The sequence below is a fragment of the Kitasatospora sp. NPDC091276 genome (assembly GCF_040684355.1).
GTDB lineage: Bacteria > Actinomycetota > Actinomycetes > Streptomycetales > Streptomycetaceae > Kitasatospora.
In genome coordinates, this window is sequence record NZ_JBFBFU010000022.1 from 39,619 (window position 1) to 54,932 (window position 15,314).

Annotated in this window: 12 protein-coding genes; 3 read left to right on the forward strand and 9 right to left on the reverse strand. The window is 72.0% G+C overall.

Annotated features, from left to right (window positions below; translation table 11 throughout):
* Nucleotides 1-7: 7 nt before the first annotated feature.
* Nucleotides 8-1,546, reverse strand: a complete 1,539-nt coding sequence (locus AB0O19_RS26060; protein ID WP_363622840.1) for an MFS transporter — start codon at nucleotides 1,544-1,546, stop codon at nucleotides 8-10.
* Nucleotides 1,547-1,751: 205 nt separating this feature from the next.
* Here AB0O19_RS26060 and AB0O19_RS26065 point away from each other — a divergent pair, with 205 nt between their 5' ends.
* On the forward strand, nucleotides 1,752-2,507 hold the full coding sequence (locus AB0O19_RS26065; protein WP_363622842.1) for a class I SAM-dependent methyltransferase: 756 nt from the start codon (nucleotides 1,752-1,754) through the stop codon (nucleotides 2,505-2,507).
* Between the two features lie 94 nt (nucleotides 2,508-2,601).
* Here the strand turns inward: AB0O19_RS26065 and AB0O19_RS26070 are convergent, their stop codons facing one another.
* A complete protein-coding gene (locus AB0O19_RS26070) occupies nucleotides 2,602-3,822 on the reverse strand; it encodes a hypothetical protein (protein WP_363622844.1) in 1,221 nt (406 codons plus the stop codon).
* Between the two features lie 195 nt (nucleotides 3,823-4,017).
* Nucleotides 4,018-4,590: a carboxymuconolactone decarboxylase family protein gene (locus AB0O19_RS26075; protein ID WP_363622846.1), complete on the reverse strand. Its 573-nt coding sequence runs from the start codon at nucleotides 4,588-4,590 to the stop codon at nucleotides 4,018-4,020.
* A gap of 149 nt (nucleotides 4,591-4,739) precedes the next feature.
* Between AB0O19_RS26075 and AB0O19_RS26080 the strand changes: the two genes are divergently transcribed.
* Nucleotides 4,740-5,027: a helix-turn-helix domain-containing protein gene (locus AB0O19_RS26080; protein ID WP_363622981.1), complete on the forward strand. Its 288-nt coding sequence runs from the start codon at nucleotides 4,740-4,742 to the stop codon at nucleotides 5,025-5,027.
* Between the two features lie 92 nt (nucleotides 5,028-5,119).
* Here AB0O19_RS26080 and AB0O19_RS26085 read toward each other — a convergent pair whose 3' ends face one another.
* The 5 genes from AB0O19_RS26085 to AB0O19_RS26105 form a co-directional block, all read right to left on the reverse strand.
* Nucleotides 5,120-6,898: a glycoside hydrolase family 15 protein gene (locus AB0O19_RS26085; protein ID WP_363622848.1), complete on the reverse strand. Its 1,779-nt coding sequence runs from the start codon at nucleotides 6,896-6,898 to the stop codon at nucleotides 5,120-5,122.
* A 68-nt stretch (nucleotides 6,899-6,966) separates the two neighbouring features.
* Nucleotides 6,967-7,863, reverse strand: a complete 897-nt coding sequence (locus AB0O19_RS26090; RefSeq protein WP_363622850.1) for a carbohydrate ABC transporter permease — start codon at nucleotides 7,861-7,863, stop codon at nucleotides 6,967-6,969.
* Nucleotides 7,850-8,926 (reverse strand): sugar ABC transporter permease, encoded by a 1,077-nt coding sequence (locus tag AB0O19_RS26095; protein ID WP_350884138.1) that lies wholly within the window; start codon nucleotides 8,924-8,926, stop codon nucleotides 7,850-7,852. The genes AB0O19_RS26090 and AB0O19_RS26095 overlap by 14 nt, the downstream gene beginning before the upstream one ends.
* Nucleotides 8,916-10,169, reverse strand: a complete 1,254-nt coding sequence (locus tag AB0O19_RS26100) for an extracellular solute-binding protein (RefSeq protein WP_363589225.1) — start codon at nucleotides 10,167-10,169, stop codon at nucleotides 8,916-8,918. Before AB0O19_RS26100 ends, AB0O19_RS26095 begins: the two co-directional genes overlap by 11 nt.
* A gap of 62 nt (nucleotides 10,170-10,231) precedes the next feature.
* Nucleotides 10,232-11,266, reverse strand: a complete 1,035-nt coding sequence (locus AB0O19_RS26105) for a LacI family DNA-binding transcriptional regulator (protein ID WP_363589223.1) — start codon at nucleotides 11,264-11,266, stop codon at nucleotides 10,232-10,234.
* Between the two features lie 166 nt (nucleotides 11,267-11,432).
* Between AB0O19_RS26105 and AB0O19_RS26110 the strand changes: the two genes are divergently transcribed.
* Nucleotides 11,433-13,490 carry a glycogen debranching N-terminal domain-containing protein gene (locus tag AB0O19_RS26110; protein ID WP_363622852.1) on the forward strand — a complete coding sequence of 686 codons (2,058 nt, stop codon included), beginning with the start codon at nucleotides 11,433-11,435 and terminating at the stop codon, nucleotides 13,488-13,490.
* Nucleotides 13,491-13,568: 78 nt separating this feature from the next.
* Here AB0O19_RS26110 and AB0O19_RS26115 read toward each other — a convergent pair whose 3' ends face one another.
* Nucleotides 13,569-15,128: a metallophosphoesterase family protein gene (locus AB0O19_RS26115; RefSeq protein ID WP_363622854.1), complete on the reverse strand. Its 1,560-nt coding sequence runs from the start codon at nucleotides 15,126-15,128 to the stop codon at nucleotides 13,569-13,571.
* Between the last annotated feature and the right edge of the window lie 186 nt (nucleotides 15,129-15,314).

Sequence of the window (15,314 nt, forward strand, 5' to 3'; positions counted from 1 at the left end):
GGCCCTGTCAAGTGCCGTCCCCCGAAGGGCTGACGGGCGGCGCCTCCCGGTCGGTCCTGATGACGAACAGGGCGATCAGCGCCGCGAGCACGGCGAAGGCCAGGCCCATGTCGAACGCCCTGGAGATGCCGTGCGCCAGCACCTCGGAGGAGTACGGCGCCGGCAGCTTTCCGCTGGCCCGGAACTGGGCCGCCTGCTGCGGGGTGGCCTGCCGCAGGAACGTGTCGACCTGTCGGCCGGCCTCGTTGCGGCCGGCCGCGCCGTAGACCGTGACCAGGATCGACAGCCCCAGCGAGCCGCCCACCTGCTGGGTGGTGTTGAGCATGCCGGTGGCCGCGCCGGTCTCGTGCGGGGCGACCCGGGAGACCACCGTCAGCGTGGCCGGGACGAAGATCGAGCCCATCCCGAGGCCGAACAGCAGGGTCGGGCCGAGGACCCCGGTCAGGTAGCCGCTGTGGGCGTCGAGCCGGGTCGACCAGAACGTCCCGCCCGCCACCAGCAGCGAGCCCACCACCAGGAACGGTCTGCGCCCGTACCGCAGCTGGGTGCGGGCGGCGAACTGGGCGGCGGCGACGCTCGCGGCGCTGATCGGCAGGAAGGCGAGGCCGGCCCGCAGCGGGCTGAACCCGAGGACGTCCTGCACGAACAGGGTCATGAAGAAGAAGATGCTGAACATGGTCGCGGCCACGCAGAGCAGCAGCCCGTAGGCGCCGGAGCGGTTGCGGTCGCGGAACAGGTGCAGCGGGGTGATCGGCTGCGGCGCCCGCCGTTCGTGGAACAGGAAGGCCGCCAGCAGCAGCGCGGCGAGGCCGAACGAGGTGAGCGTCACGGGGTCGGTCCAGCCGTGGTCGGAGGCCCGGATGAAGCCGAAGACCAGCGAGACCATGCCCGCGGTGGCGGCGAACGCGCCGGTCAGGTCGAAGCGTCCGGGGTGCCGTTCGGACTCGTTGATGTAGAGCGGCGCCAGCAGCGCGATCGCGATGCCGATCGGCACGTTGACGAACAGCACCCACCGCCAGGACAGCCAGGAGGTCAGGATCCCGCCGGCGAGCAGGCCGACGGCCCCACCCGCTCCGGCGACGGCCGAGTACACGCCGAAGGCGCGGTTGCGGGCCGGGCCCTCCGGGAAGTTGGTCGCGATCAGGGCGAGCGCGGTCGGCGAGGCGATCGCCGCGCCCAGGCCCTGGAGAGCGCGCGCGGCCAGCAGCCAGCCGGAGGACTGTGCGACGCCGCCGAGCAGTGAGGCGAGGCTGAAGATCAGGACCCCGGCGACGAACACGCGCCGGCGCCCGAGGATGTCGCCCATCCGTCCGCCCAGCAGCAGGAGCCCGCCGAAGGCGAGGGTGTAGGCGTTGACGACCCAGGACAGGTCGGTGGTGTCGAACCTCAGCGCCTGCTGGATGTGCGGCAGGGCGATGTTCACGATCGTGACGTCGAGGACCACCATGAGCTGGGTGGCCGCGATGACGGTGAGGGCTGTCCCCGGGTGCTGGCCGCGTCGCGCGGGTGCGGGCGGCGCCGGGGCCAGGGCGCGCGAGGTGACCATGGCAGGTCCCCCAATGACTCGGGAGCGAATGACGGTGAGGGGGCGGGTCCGTCGAATGACACCGGCAGTATCCCCGGGGTATAGGGAACACAATCGTTCATTACCGACAACCGGCTGATTCCGGACCCGCACCACTCCGCCGGGCGTGGTGCGGCGGCGGAAAGCCCGGGGCACGGCCCGCCGCGGTCGTGTCAGGATGCTCGGCATGTCTGCTCGTGCACTGAGCTTCGGCGCGGTCGCCGAAGCCTACGAACGTTTCCGGCCGGGGTACCCCGACGAGCTCTTCGACACGGTGACGGCGTACGCGGGCCGGCCGGTGCGGACCGCCCTGGAGATCGGTGCGGGCACCGGAAAGGCGACCCGGCTGTTCGCCGGGCACGGGGTCGACGTCACGGCGACGGAGCCCGACGCGGCCATGCTCGCCGAACTGCGCAGGACGGCGCCCCCCAACGTGCGGACCGTCCGGGCCGCGTTCGAGGACCTGCGGCCGGGCGCGACGTACGGGCTGGTCTACGCGGCGGCGGCCCTGCACTGGACGCGCCCGGAGGGCCGGTGGTCGCGGGTGGCCGAACTGCTGGAGCCGGACGGCGTGTTCGCCAACTTCGGCGGTCCGTTCCAGCCGGCCGACCCGGCCGTCGAGGAGGCCGTGCGGGCGGCCCGGGCGCCGTTCCTGGAGAGCGACGACGTCCCGTCCCCGGACGGGACCGCCCCCGAGGAGGAACTACATTGGCCGGGAACGGAGTTGGAGCGGTCCCGGCTGTTCCGTGACGTCCGGCAGTCCGTCATCCGGCGGCGCCTGCTCGTGAGCGCCCCGTACTACCTCGGCCACCTGTCGACCATCTCGGCGTACCTCCAACTGCCGCCGCCGAGGCGGCGGCAGGCCTTCGACGCGATCGCTCGGGTGCTGCCCGAGACGGTCGAGGTCGCGGCCGACCTCACCGTCCATCTCGCGCGCCGGTGATCCGGGCGGCCGGGGCACCGGCTGTGACGTCGAACAGCGGCGCCCGGCCCGCCGCTGTCGCGGCCGGCCGGGCGCCGTGGGGGAGAAGCGGGGATCAGCCCTCCTGGGCGAGGCTCTTCATGTCCTCGTAGCCCATACCGAGCTTGCTGAACACCTGCTGCTGCTCCAGGGGCAGGCCGAGGCCCTTCAGCTCCTCGGCCTGGGCCGGGGTCAGGGGCTTGCCGGGGGTGAGCGCCGGGGTGGTCGGGGCGGTGCCGCCCTTGCCACCGCTGGCGGCGCCGGAGGTGAGGAGGCTGAGCATCGCGCTCTGGATGTCGTCGCTGGTCAGCGCGACGGCGTCGGCGGGCGCCTCGACGGTCGGGGCGTTCTGGTTGAAGGCGAGCTTCACCGGGAAGTTGACGCCCGGTCCGGCCTTCGCCTCCAACTGGGCGAGGTCGAAGGTGGCGGCGGAGAGCTTGCCGTCCTTCAGGTAGAGGTCGGCGCCGACCTTGTCCTCGCGCACGGTGCTCGGGACGGAGGTGGGGAGCTTCCCGAACTGCTGGGGGAGCTTGGTGGCCAGCGGCTTGAGGGCCTTCAGCAGTTCGTCGGCCAGCTGGCGGCCCGGGGCGCTCATCCAGATGTGCTCGGCGCCGTCCTTCTTGCCCTTGTCCTCGAAGGTGACGGTGCGGGACAGCACGTCCTTGAGGGAGTTGGTCAGCTGCTTGGCGGACTCCGGGTCCAGCGAGGGCTGCGCGCTCGGGGTGGCCTTGGCGCCGTCGAACTTCTTGGCGTCGTCGGCGAGCTTCTGGAGGTCGAAGGAGACCCACTTGCCGGCCAGCACGTCCTTGACCGGCTTCAGTTCGGCGGGCAGGCCGCTGCTGATGGCGTCGACCTGCGACGGGTCCTCGCCGACCAGCTTCACCAGGCCCTTGGCGTCGGCCCGCAGGAACGCCTTGGCGTCGACCTGGCGGTACTCCAGCAGCGCGGTGCCCTTCCGGTCGGAGAGCACGTAGGACAGGCGCACCGACTTGTCGAGCGTCAGGTCCTTGTCGGCGCCGCTGCTTTGCGCGTTCTTGAAGGTGTCGAGGTCCTTCAGCGGCTTGTCGGCGGATATCGCGACGGAGAAGTTCAGCCCGGACACGGCGTCGGCGCTCTTCGGGTCGACCTTGTCGCCGGTGGCCGCGCCGAAGGCGGTGATCTGCTCAGGGGTGGCGTCCACGGAGAACGTGAGGCCGGCGGCCTTGCCCTCGCCGACCTTGGTGAAGGCCTTGGACACCTTCTGCGCGGCGGACAACTGCTCGACGGTGCCGCAGGCGGCCAGGCCGGCGGCGAGCACGGATGCGGTGACGGCGACGGGAACGGTTCCGCGTGCGGCCCGGCGAATGGCGGTGTTGATGGTACGTCTCCTGTGTAACGGGGCCTGACCACATGGTCAGACCAGTCCCTCCCCGGTGGCGTCGAGCGCCACAGTGTTTACACATTTGATCACATCATCGGCAAGGGGGTGGCCGATTATTTCGGGGGGCGTGGCTCAGCGGGCACCGGGGAGGACGTCGGCGAAACGGGGTGCGCCGGGCTCGTGCGGCACCCGCGCGGCCCGCGCGGTGAAGCTGACGGCGTGGTACCAGCCGCACAGCAGGAGCAGGTCGAGCAACTGGTGGTCGTCGAAGACCGGTGCGAGTCGCGCCCACAGCGCGTCGTCGATGTCGGAGCCGGCGTGCAGCGCGTCGACGGCGAGGATGAGCAGCCGTTCCCGTTCGGACGTCCAGCACGCGTCGGCGGCTCCGCCGTGGACCAGTGACGCCGTCTGCGCGCGGGTGAGGCCGACCCGCTCGGCGAACGTCGCCACGTGGACGCCCCATTCGTACTCGCAGCCGCACAGCGCGCACGTCCGGTCGATGACGATCTCGCGCTCGCGCATGGTCAGGCTCAGCTGCCGGCCCAGCTCGTAGCGGCCCCACCCGTGCATGGCGTCGGCCATCGGCAGGTTCCTGGCGAACAGGCGGAACAGGCCGATCGGCTCGGCTCCCTCGGGCGTCATGCGTGCGAGTCGTGCGGCGGCCTGGTCGGTGTACGGCGGCTCCAGCGGGGCTATCCGCGGCATGGGCTCTCCCGTTGTGCTCGTTCCGGATGTTTCGGAATCAGAAACAGCAGGGTGGATGCTAATGTTTCGAATAACGAAACACAAGGGGAGTCATGCCGACACCACGCCCGGGGGAGCCGGTCCGCGGCTCGACGAGCGGCCGCCCGATCATGGCCGCGATGGACCTGTTCGGACGCCGCTGGGCCCTGCGCCTCCTCTGGGAGCTGCGCGCCGGCCCGCTCGGGGCCCGCGCCCTGCTCGCACGGTGTGACGGCCTGTCGTCGAGCGTCCTCTACCAGCGGCTCCGTGAACTCACGTCGGGCGGTCTCATCGCCCCGTCGGCCGACGGCTATCAGCTCACCCGGCTGGGAGAATCCCTCGGCCACGCGCTGCGCCCGCTCGACGAGTGGGCGGTCGCCTGGGCACAGGAGCAGGAGCAGGAGCAGGAGCAGGGGTAGGAGCAGGGGTAGGGGTAGGGGTAGGGGTAGGGCGAAAGGGGCGGCCAGGCCGGACGGCCGGGCTGACCGCCACCACGGGCGGGCCCCGGCGCTCAGCCCCGGCCGAGGCGCAACGCGGTGTCGATCAGCGGGACGTGGCTGAAGGCCTGCGGGAAGTTGCCGACCTGGCGCTTGAGCCGCGGGTCCCACTCCTCCGCCAGGAGCCCGAGGTCGTTGCGGATGGACAGCAGCTTGTCGAACAGCTGGTGCGCCTCGTCCGTCCGGCCGATCATCGCCAGGGCGTCGGCCAGCCAGAACGAGCAGGCCAGGAAGGCGCCTTCGTCGCCCGGCAGGCCGTCCACCCCGCCGCTGGTGGGGTAGCGCAGCACGAAGCCGTCCTCGGTGGACAGTTCGCGCTGGATCGCCTCGACGGTGCCGATGACGCGCTTGTCGTCCGGCGGCAGGAAGCCGACCTGGGGGATGAGCAGCAGGGAGGCGTCGAGTTCCCGCGAGCCGTAGGACTGGGTGAAGGTGTTGCGGTCCGGGTCGTAGCCGTGGGTGCAGACGTCCTCGTGGATGGTGTCGCGCAGGGCGCGCCAGCGCTCCAGCGGTCCCTCGCAGTCGGTCTGCTCCAGCAGTTGGACCGTCCGGTCGACGGCGACCCAGGCCATCACCTTGGAGTGGACGAAGTGCCGGCGCGGGCCGCGGACCTCCCAGATGCCCTCGTCCGGCTCCTGCCAGTGCTCCTCCAGCCAGGAGATCAGCCGCAGTTGCAGCAGGTGGGCGTGGTCGTTGCGGGCCAGGCCGGTGTGCTGGGCGAGGTGCAGGGCCTCGACGACCTCGCCGTAGACGTCGAGTTGGAGCTGGCCGGCGGCGCCGTTGCCGATCCGGACGGGGCGGGAGCCCTCGTAGCCGGGCAGCCAGTCGAGTTCGGTCTCCACCAGCTCCCGTTCGCCGGCGATGCCGTACATGATCTGGAGGTTCTCCGGGTCGCCGGCGACGGCGCGCAGCAGCCACTCGCGCCAGGCCTTGGCCTCGTCGCGGTAGCCGGTGCGCAGCAGCGAGGAGAGCGTGATGGTGGCGTCGCGCAGCCAGGTGTAGCGGTAGTCCCAGTTGCGGACGCCGCCGATGTCCTCGGGCAGCGAGGTGGTGGGGGCGGCGACGATGCCGCCGGTGGGGGCGTAGGTGAGGCCCTTGAGGGTGATCAGGGAGCGGATCACGGCCTCGCGGTAGGGGCCCTGGTAGGTGCACTGGGCGGCCCAGTCGCGCCAGAACTCCTCGGTGGCGGCGAGTGCCTGCTCGGCGTCCGGCCGGTCGGGCGCGCCGAGGTGGGAGGCCTGCCAGGTGAGGGCGAAGGCGATCCGCTCGCCGGCGGTGACGGTGAAGTCGGCGTAGGTGGTCAGGTCGCGGCCGTAGGTCTCGGACTCGCCGTCCAGCCACACCGAGTCGGGCCCGGCCACGGCGACGGTGCGGGTCCCCGTGCCGTCCGTGACCTTGTGCACCCAGGGCACGACGCGCCCGTACGAGAAGCGCATCCGCAGGGCCGAGCGCATCCGGACGGTGCCGGACACGCCCTCGACGATCCGGATCAGCTGCGGGGCCGCCGTGCCGCGCGGCGGCATGAAGTCGACGACCCGGACGGTGCCCCCGGCGGTGTCCCATTCCTGTTCCAGGATCAGGGAATCGCCCCGGTAGCGCCGCCGGTGGGCGGGCGGGGCGTCACCGGGGGCGATCCGCCAGAAGCCGTGCTCGTCCGTGCCCAGCAGGCCGGCGAAGACGGCCGGGGAGTCGAAGCGGGGCAGGCACAGCCAGTCGACGGCGCCGTCCCTGCCGACCAGGGCGGCGGTCTGCATGTCGCCGATCAGCGCGTAGTCCTCGATACGGGCGGGCACGTGGTTCTCCAAGAAGGGTTCACAGGAAGGTTCGGCAGAGGGGGTGTACTGGCCGGGCCGGGCCGGGCTCACTCCTTGAGCGAGCCCGAGTTGGCGCCGCGCACGAAGTGGCGCTGGAAGCAGAAGAACAGGATCGCCACCGGGAGGGTGGAGACCAGCGCCGCCGCCAGCTTGAGCGGGTACTGCGTCCCGGAGCCGAGGCCGCCGGAGACGAAGTGCGCCAGGCCGGTGGTGAGGGTGTCGTGCTCGCTGGACTGGGTGGAGACCAGGAAGTGCGTGAACTCGTTCCAGGAGCCCTGGAAGGAGAGCACGGTGAGCGTGATCAGCGAGGGCCGGGACATCGGCAGGACGACGGACCAGAAGATCCGGAACGTCCCGGCGCCGTCGATCCGTGCCGCCTCCTCGATCTCGCGCGGCACCGACTCGAAGAACTGCTTCATGATGAAGATCCCCGCGGCGTCGACCAGCAGAGGCAGGATCATGCCGCTGTAGCTGTCGAACATGCCGAAGCTCTTCAGCACCAGGAACTTCGGGATCAGCAGCACCACGCCCGGCACCGCCATCACGGCGAGCACGAAGGCGAACAGCAGCCGGCGGCCCGGGAACCTGATCCGGGCCAGCGCGTAGCCCGCCATCGAGTCGAACAGCACCCGGCCGGCCGTCACCAGGACGGTCACCACCACGCTGTTGCCCAGCCAGCGCAGGAACGGGATGTTCTCGACGCCCTCCGCCAGGCCGAACAGCCGCCGGTAGGAGGCCAGGGTGCCGCCGTCGGGCAGTACCGACATCGGGTTGGCGGCCGCGTCCGGGTCGGTCTTGAAGCTGTTCACCAGTTGCAGCAGGAACGGCAGCAGGTAGAGCAGCGCGAAGCCGAGCAGGACGGTGTACCCGAGGATCCGCAGCGGCCGGGGGAAGCGGCCGAGGATCGGCTTGTCCACGGTGGCCTTGCGGTCAGCGTGCGGCACGGCGGGCTCCCTTCGGGCTGCGGCGGGGCTTGCCGTCCCGCTCCCGCAGGACCCACCGCTGGACGGCGGTGAGCAGCAGGATCAGGCCGAGCAGGACGAACGCGATGGCGGCGCCCTGCCCGAAGTCGGCGTTGTCGAAGCCGGCCGAGTAGGACAGGTAGGCGGGCGTCAGGGTGGTGTTGCCGGGCGCGCCCTTGCCCATCACGTACACCTGGTCGAAGACCTGCCAGGTGGAGATCAGGCCGAGGGTCAGCACCAGGAACAGGACGGGCCGCAGGGCGGGCAGGGTGACGTGGCGCAGCAGCTGGCGGCGGTTGACGCCGTCGAGCGCGGCTGCCTCCTCCAGTTCGCGCGGGATGTCCTGGAGGGCGGCGAGGAAGATCAGCATGAAGGTGCCGGAGGTGGTCCACACCGCCATCAGGATCAGCGTGCACATCGCGACCGAGGGCCCGGCGAACCACTCCGACCAGGACAGCCCGAGCGGGCCGCCCGTGCCCGGAGCGGGCTGGTCCAGGCCGAACCAGCCGAGCACCAGCCAGATCACCCCGCGCGGGTCGGCGAACCAGTTCGGCCCCTTGACCCCGAGCCAGCCCAGCATCCGGTTGACGGCGCCGCTGCCCTGGAAGAGGAACAGGAAGACCGTCGAGATCGCGATCGAGCTGGTGACGGACGGGAAGTAGAACACCGTGCGCAGGGCGCCCCGGCCGCGCAGCATCCGCTGGTTGACCAGGATGGCGAGCAGCAGTGCCAGCACCGTCTGCAGCGGCACCGTCAGCAGGACGTAGTACAGCGTGTTGCGCATCGAGGTGGCGAACAGCGTGCGGTCCAGGCCGTCCTCGGCGAACAGCCGGCGGTAGTTGTCCAGGCCGATGAAGTCCGCGCTGCCGCTGAACGGGTTGGACTGGCCGTCCCAGTGCAGCAGGCTGACCCACAGGGCCATCCCGATCGGCAGGACCATGAAGAGGCCGAGGACCAGGACCATGGGGCCGGCGAACAGCCAGCCCCATGCTCCCTCGCGCAGGCTGCGCCGGCGTGTCGTGCCGGTGGAGCTGTTACTTGGCATTCTTGATGGCCTGCTCGCCGTTGCGCTGGAGGGTGGCCAGGATGGCCGCCGGGTCGCCCGTCTTCAGCGACTGGAGGTCGGTGTTGAACTGGGTGAGCACCTTGGTGAACCCGGCGATGGTGACCGGCGCCTGGGCGTTGGCGACGCCGTCGACCCAGGCCTTGGACTCGGGGTACTTCTGGGCGTAGGCGCTCAGCGCGCTGGTGCGCGAGGGCATCACGCCGAAGGCCTGGGCGAACTCCAGCTGCTGGTCGGCGGAGGCGAGGTGTTTGACCAGGTCGACCCCGGCCGCCTGGTGCTGGCTCTTGGCGGCGATGCCCCAGCAGTTGCTGAAGGCGAGGGTGCCGGGGCCGGCCGGGCCGGCGGGCAGCGGGAGCACCTTGTACTGGACGTTCGGGTAGTCCTTGGCCATCGCGCCCTTGAGCCAGTTGCCCTCGATGGTCATCGCGGCCTTGCCCTTGCCGAGCGCCTCGCCGCCCCAGCCGGCGTCCACCTCGGCGACGTACTTGGCCGAGCCGGCCTTCATCATCGACTGCACGTACTCCAGCGCCTGCTTGTTGGCCGGGCTGTCGGCGGTCATCGCGGTCTGCTCGGGGTTGGTGATCCAGCCGCCGGCCTCCTTCAGCAGGGCGCCGAGCCGCTGGTAGTCGGGGGCGGTCACCAGGCCGGTCACGCCGTCCTTGGTGAGCTTGGCGGCGTCGTCGGAGAGCTGCTGCCAGCTGGTCGGGTAGTCGGCCTCGGTCAGGCCGGCCTGCTGCCACAGCGTGGTGTTGATCGCCAGGCCCAGGGTGGAGGTGTCCTTGGGCAGGCAGGTGAGCTTGCCGTCGTAGCTGAAGGCCTTGCGCAGCGGCTCGGAGAAGTCGGCGGCGTCCGGGATCTGGTCGCCGTAGGCGTACAGCGAGCCGCCCTTGGCGTAGTTCGCGAACTGGTCGGAGTTGACGTAGAAGAGGTCCGGCGGGTTGCCGCCGGCGAAGGCCTGGCCGAGCTGCTGGTTGATGTCGCTGGCGATCTGCACGGTGACGGTGTTGCCGGTCTTCTTGGCCCAGTCGGCCGTGGCGGCCTTGACCGCGGCCGTCTCGGACTCGCCGGAGGTGGCGATCAGCACCGTCAGGCTCTGGTTGCCGCCGGAGGACTGCTTGGCCGGTGAGTCGCCGAAGCCGCCGGAGGAGGAGCAGCCGGTGACGGCGCCGAGGGCGACGGCCGTGCAGACGGCTGCCGCGGCGAGGGTGCGGGAGGTGGCCATGCGGGATCTCCTTGCGAGGGTGGGTGGGGGGAGTGGGCGGAGATGGTTCGGGGGAGTGGCGGTCAGACGCTTTCGCGCAGGACCAGCTCCGGTTCCAGGAGCACGTGTTCGGTCGGCCGGTGGCGGTCGCCGAGGCGTTCCAGCAGCAGTCGCATGCACTCGCGGCCGACCGCGTCGAGCGGTTGGGCGAGGCTGGACAGCGACGGGAACAGCAGGGGGGCGACCGGCGAGTCGTCGAAGCCGATGACGGCCGCGTCCGGGCCGGGGGCGCGGCCGTCGCGGCGCAGCGCCTGGTACCAGCCGAGCGCCAGGGTGTCGCTGGCGGTCACGACCGCGGTCGCGCCGGTCGCGAGCAGCCGTTCGGCGGCCTCGGTGGCGCTCGCCTGGTCGTCCGGGCTCTCGGCCCGGCGGCCCCGGGCGGGTAGGCCCAGTTCGCGCATCGCGCTCTGCCAGCCGCGGGCGCGGTCGTCGCCGACGCCGGAGCCCTTCGGCCAGCCGAGGAAGCCGATCTTGCGGTGGCCGAGCCCGGCCAGGTGCCGGACGGCGGCCGAGGTCCCGGCGGAGCCGTCGACGTCGACCCAGTCGCCGACGTCCCGGCCGGACCAGGTGCGGCCGAAGGCGACGTAGGGGACGCCGCGTTCGTGCAGCCAGCCCTGGCGGCGGTCGCCGCGGTCGGTGCCGCTGAGTACGAAGCCGTCCGCGCCGTGCTCGTCGAGCAGCTGCTGGTAGCTGGTGAGTTCGTCGTCCCCGGGGGCGACGGCGAACAGCACCACCCGGTAGCCGGCCTGGTCGGCGGCCTCGGAGAGCGAGTGCAGGAACTGGTCCAGGACCGGGGTCGGGACGCCGGTGCTGCTGGAGCGGATGCCGTAGCCGATCAGCCGGCTGGCCCTGGTCTTGAGGGCCTGCGCGGCCCGGTGCGGGCGGTAGCCGAGCTCGTCGATGGCGCGCTGGACCCGCTCCAGCGTCTGCGGGCGCAGCAGCTCGGGCGAGTTGATCGCGTTGGACACCGTCTGACGGCCCACGCCGGCCCGGGCGGCGACCATTTCCAGGGTCGCGGCGGACCCTGTCCTGGGCCGGGGCGATGAGTGTGCATGCATGACGGCGATCCTAGGTTCTGTCTTCATTGACAAGATCTTGGAGCGTTCCAATACGGGGTTCCATCTTCCCCACCAGGGGGGTTAATGTCTTGGAACGCTCCAATGGCAGAAAGGTTGCGCCCGAGTGGAAGCAACTGTCAAGCCCCAAAACGAGGATGAAGAGACCATGTCAGCGATCGCCCTGCAGCCGTTCCTGCACGACGCCCAGCTCTCCGTGGCCGCCCCGAGCTTCTGTGCCTCGCGCCCGGACGGGCGGATCGGCGAAGGCGCGGACGGCTTCTACCACGGGGACCGCCGGATCCTCTCCCGCCTGGAGGCCGGCGTCGCCGGGATCCCCAACGCCCCCGTCGCCACCGCGCACGGCGAGGACGGGCGCACCACCTTCGTCACCGTGCTGCGCGGCATCGCCGAACTCACCCCCGACCCGGCCGTCACCCTGGAACGCCGCCGGGAGCTGCACCCCGGCCGCCTCGTCGAGCGGTACACCGTCCGCAACGCGGGCGACCTCACCGCCCGCCTGCGCCTGGACCTGCGCGCGGAGAGCGACTTCGCCGCGATGGACTCCGTCAAGGCCGGCCGCACCACCCAGGCCCTCACGCCCACCGCCGGCCCGAACGGCCTGCGCTGGAGCGAGGGCCCGCTCAGCGCCGCCCTCACCGTCGAGCCGGCGCCCGACCACCTCGCCGCCGACACCGGCACCCTGGGCTTCGACCTCGAACTCGCCCCCGGCCAGACCTGGCAGGCCGTCCTGGAGTGCACCGCCGAGCACCGCGACGGCGACCTCTTCCCCGCCCCGGCCGCCGACGCCGCCCCGTGGCGCACCCCCGGGATCACCGGCCGCGACCACCACCTCGCGCACTGGATCGCCCGCTCCCACCACGACCTGCGCGGCCTCCTGCTCACCGACCCGCTGGAGCCCGCCGACCACTTCCTCGGCGCCGGGGCCCCCTGGTTCCTCACCCTGTTCGGCCGCGACTCGCTCTGGGCGGCCCGGATGATGCTCCCGCTCGGCACCGATCTCGCCGCCGGCACGCTGCGTACCCTGGCCCGCCGCCAGGGCCGCGCCCTCGACCCGGCCACCGAGGAGCAGCCCGGCAAGATCCTCCACGAGGTCCGCCGCGACGAGCAGCACCTCGACAACGGCTCCCACCTGCCGCCCTGCTACTTCGGCACGGCCGACGCCACCCCGCTGTGGCTCACCCTGCTGCACGACGCCTGGCGCTGGGGCATGCCCGAGGACCAGGTCGAGGCCCTGCTGCCGCACGCCGAGGCCGCCCTCGCCTGGCTGGCCGACCACGCCGACGCGGACGGCGACGGCTTCCTGGAGTACGTCGACAGCTCCGGCAAGGGGCTCTCCAACCAGGGCTGGAAGGACTCCTCCGACAGCATCCGCTTCCGCGACGGCCGGATCGCCGACGCCCCCATCGCGCTCAGCGAGGTCCAGGCCTACGCCTACGAGGCCGCCGTCGCCTCCGCCGCCCTGCTGGAGGCCTTCGGCCGGCCCGGCGCCGACCGCTGGCGGCAGTGGGCGGAGGAGCTGCGGCTGCGCTTCCGCGACCGGTTCTGGACCGAGGACGCGCACGGCCCGTACCCGGTGGTCGCCCTCGACGGCGGCAAGCACAAGGTCGACTCGATCGCCTCCAACATGGGCCACCTGCTCGGCACCGGCCTGCTCGACCCGCAGGAGAGCGCCCTGGTCGCCGGTCGGCTCACCGCCCCCGGCATGGACAGCGGCTTCGGGCTGCGCACCCTGGACGCCGCTGCGACCGGCTTCAACCCGCTCGGCTACCACACCGGTTCGGTCTGGCCGCACGACAGCGCCATCGCCGTCCACGGCCTCGCCCGCGCCGGGCTGCACGACGCCGCCGCGCCGCTGGCCGCGGGCCTGGTCCGCGCGGCGGCGGCCTTCGACCACCGCCTGCCCGAACTCTTCGGCGGCCACCCGCGCGCCGAGGTCGCCCGCCCCGTCCCCTACCCGGCCTCCTGCCGCCCGCAGGCCTGGGCCGCCGCCGCCTCCGTCCAGGTGGTGCAGGCACTGCTCGGCCTGGAGGCCGACGCCCCCAACCGGCGGCTCCGGGTGCGGGCCCAACTCCCGGCCGGCTACGAGTCGCTGACGTTCACCGGCCTGACGGTGGCCGGCCTGCCGATCGAGGTGTCCACCGACCACACCGGAGCCGTCGACCTGCGCGCCCCGGAGGGCTTCACCGTCACCACGGACCGCTGACGCACACCCCGCCGGCCCGCCGCCGCGCCCGGCCCGGCTGGCGGGGAGCAGACCGTCCGGGCGCGGGCGCGGGCAGGCTCAGCCGCGTTGCACGGTGAACTGGTCCACGGCGGTGCCGTCCTCGGTGATCGAGCGCACCGCCATGCGGGCCGGCTTGCCGGCGGCGGCGGGCGTCACGTCGACCGCCACCAGGCAGTAACCGGTGTAACGGACCCTGGACCAGGTGACCTTGACGGTCTGGTTGTGGCCGGTCGGATCGGCGACCACCATCGGGACGGGGGAGTCGTTCTTCGTCTCGTGCCCGAGGTAGGTGTCGGCGACGGGGAAGGAGTAGACCCCGCCGCCACCGCCGCCCGCGACGACGTACGTGGTGCCGTCCTTCGGGGGATTGACGGTGTCGCCGGAGGCGACCTTGCGGGTGGGCTTGCCGGAGCGGATGGGGTCGGTCCGCTCGTAGACGTGGTTGTGGCCGCTGAGCACCAGGTCCACCTGGTACTTGTCGAACAGCGGGGCCCAGTCCTGCTGCGCGCCGAGTTCGGCTCCGTTGTCGTGGCAGGTGGAGTACGTGCACTGGTGCAGGTAGACGACGACGAAGTCGATGGTGGTGTCGGCGCGGAGCGCGGCGAGCCGGCTCTCCAGCCACTTCTTCTGCTTGCCCTTGGTGTAGTTCAGGTTGGCCGCGGTGTTGTAGCAGATGTCGTTGCCGTCGAGGCTGATCAGGCCGACGTTCTGGCAGCGCCAGGAGTAGATGCCGGTGGACTGGGCCCAGGCGTTGTCGGGCATCGTGAACCGGGCGCGGACGCCCCCGTAGCCGTCGGCCCCGTACCAGGCCTCCATCTCGTGGTTGCCGATCGCCATCATCCACGGGGTCCGGGAGGCGACGGGGTCGTTCTGCACGAAGAAGGAGTCCCACAGGCGGGCGTCGTAGGGGTCGCTGGTCTTGCCGCTGCCGCCGCTGTTGGCGTACGAGAGGTCGCCCATGTGGAGGTGGAAGGCGGGGTCGAGGCCGGCGATCAGGTTGGCGGTGGCGGCCGCGTTGTACCCGATGCCCTGGTCGCCGAAGGCCGTGAAGGTGAACCCGGTGCCGCGGCCGGGGGCGGGCGCGGTGCGGAAGCTCGCCACGTCGCCGAGCTGGGCGCGCTGCCCCGCGGGGTCGTAGCCCTGGTGGCCGACGACGTAGTAGTACGTGGTGTCCGGGATCAGCTGGTCCACCTGCGCGTGCAGGTAGTACTGGGTGACGGTGGTGGGCTTGACCAGGGGCTGGTCCTCGACCGGGTGCTGCCAGGACAGCTTGCTGACCAGGGTGCGGACCTCGGCGGCGATCGGGGAGCCGAAGTCGCCGGGCTGGAGGCCGATCCGGACGAAGGGGGCGGTCACCGCGCCCGGCACCTGCCAGGAGACGACGACCTGTTGGGAGGGATCGGCCCCGAAGGCCAGGTGCCGGCCGAAGGGGCGCAGCGCGGACCCGGCGGTCCGGTCGCTGCGGGGTGCGGGGAGGGGCGGGGTGTCGAGGGCGGTCGGGCGGGGGGCGGCCTGGGCGGCGCCGGGCAGCAGGAGGCTGCCCGCGGCGAAGGCGGCACCGCCCGCCGCGCTCACTCGCAGGAGGTCGCGCCGGGAGTGCCGTGTGGTCTCGGACATGACATTAAGTTAGGAAACATCCCTAACCTTTGACAAGGGGGCGAACGCGAACGGATTCGGCCGCACCGCACGCCAGTTGGGGGTGCTCGGACATCGAGGCGACGGTGCCCGGGCATCGAGCCGGGGGCGCTCCCCGCCTCGGGAGCCCCGCCACCTGCTCGGTTGCGGCCCGGCGGGAGGGACGTG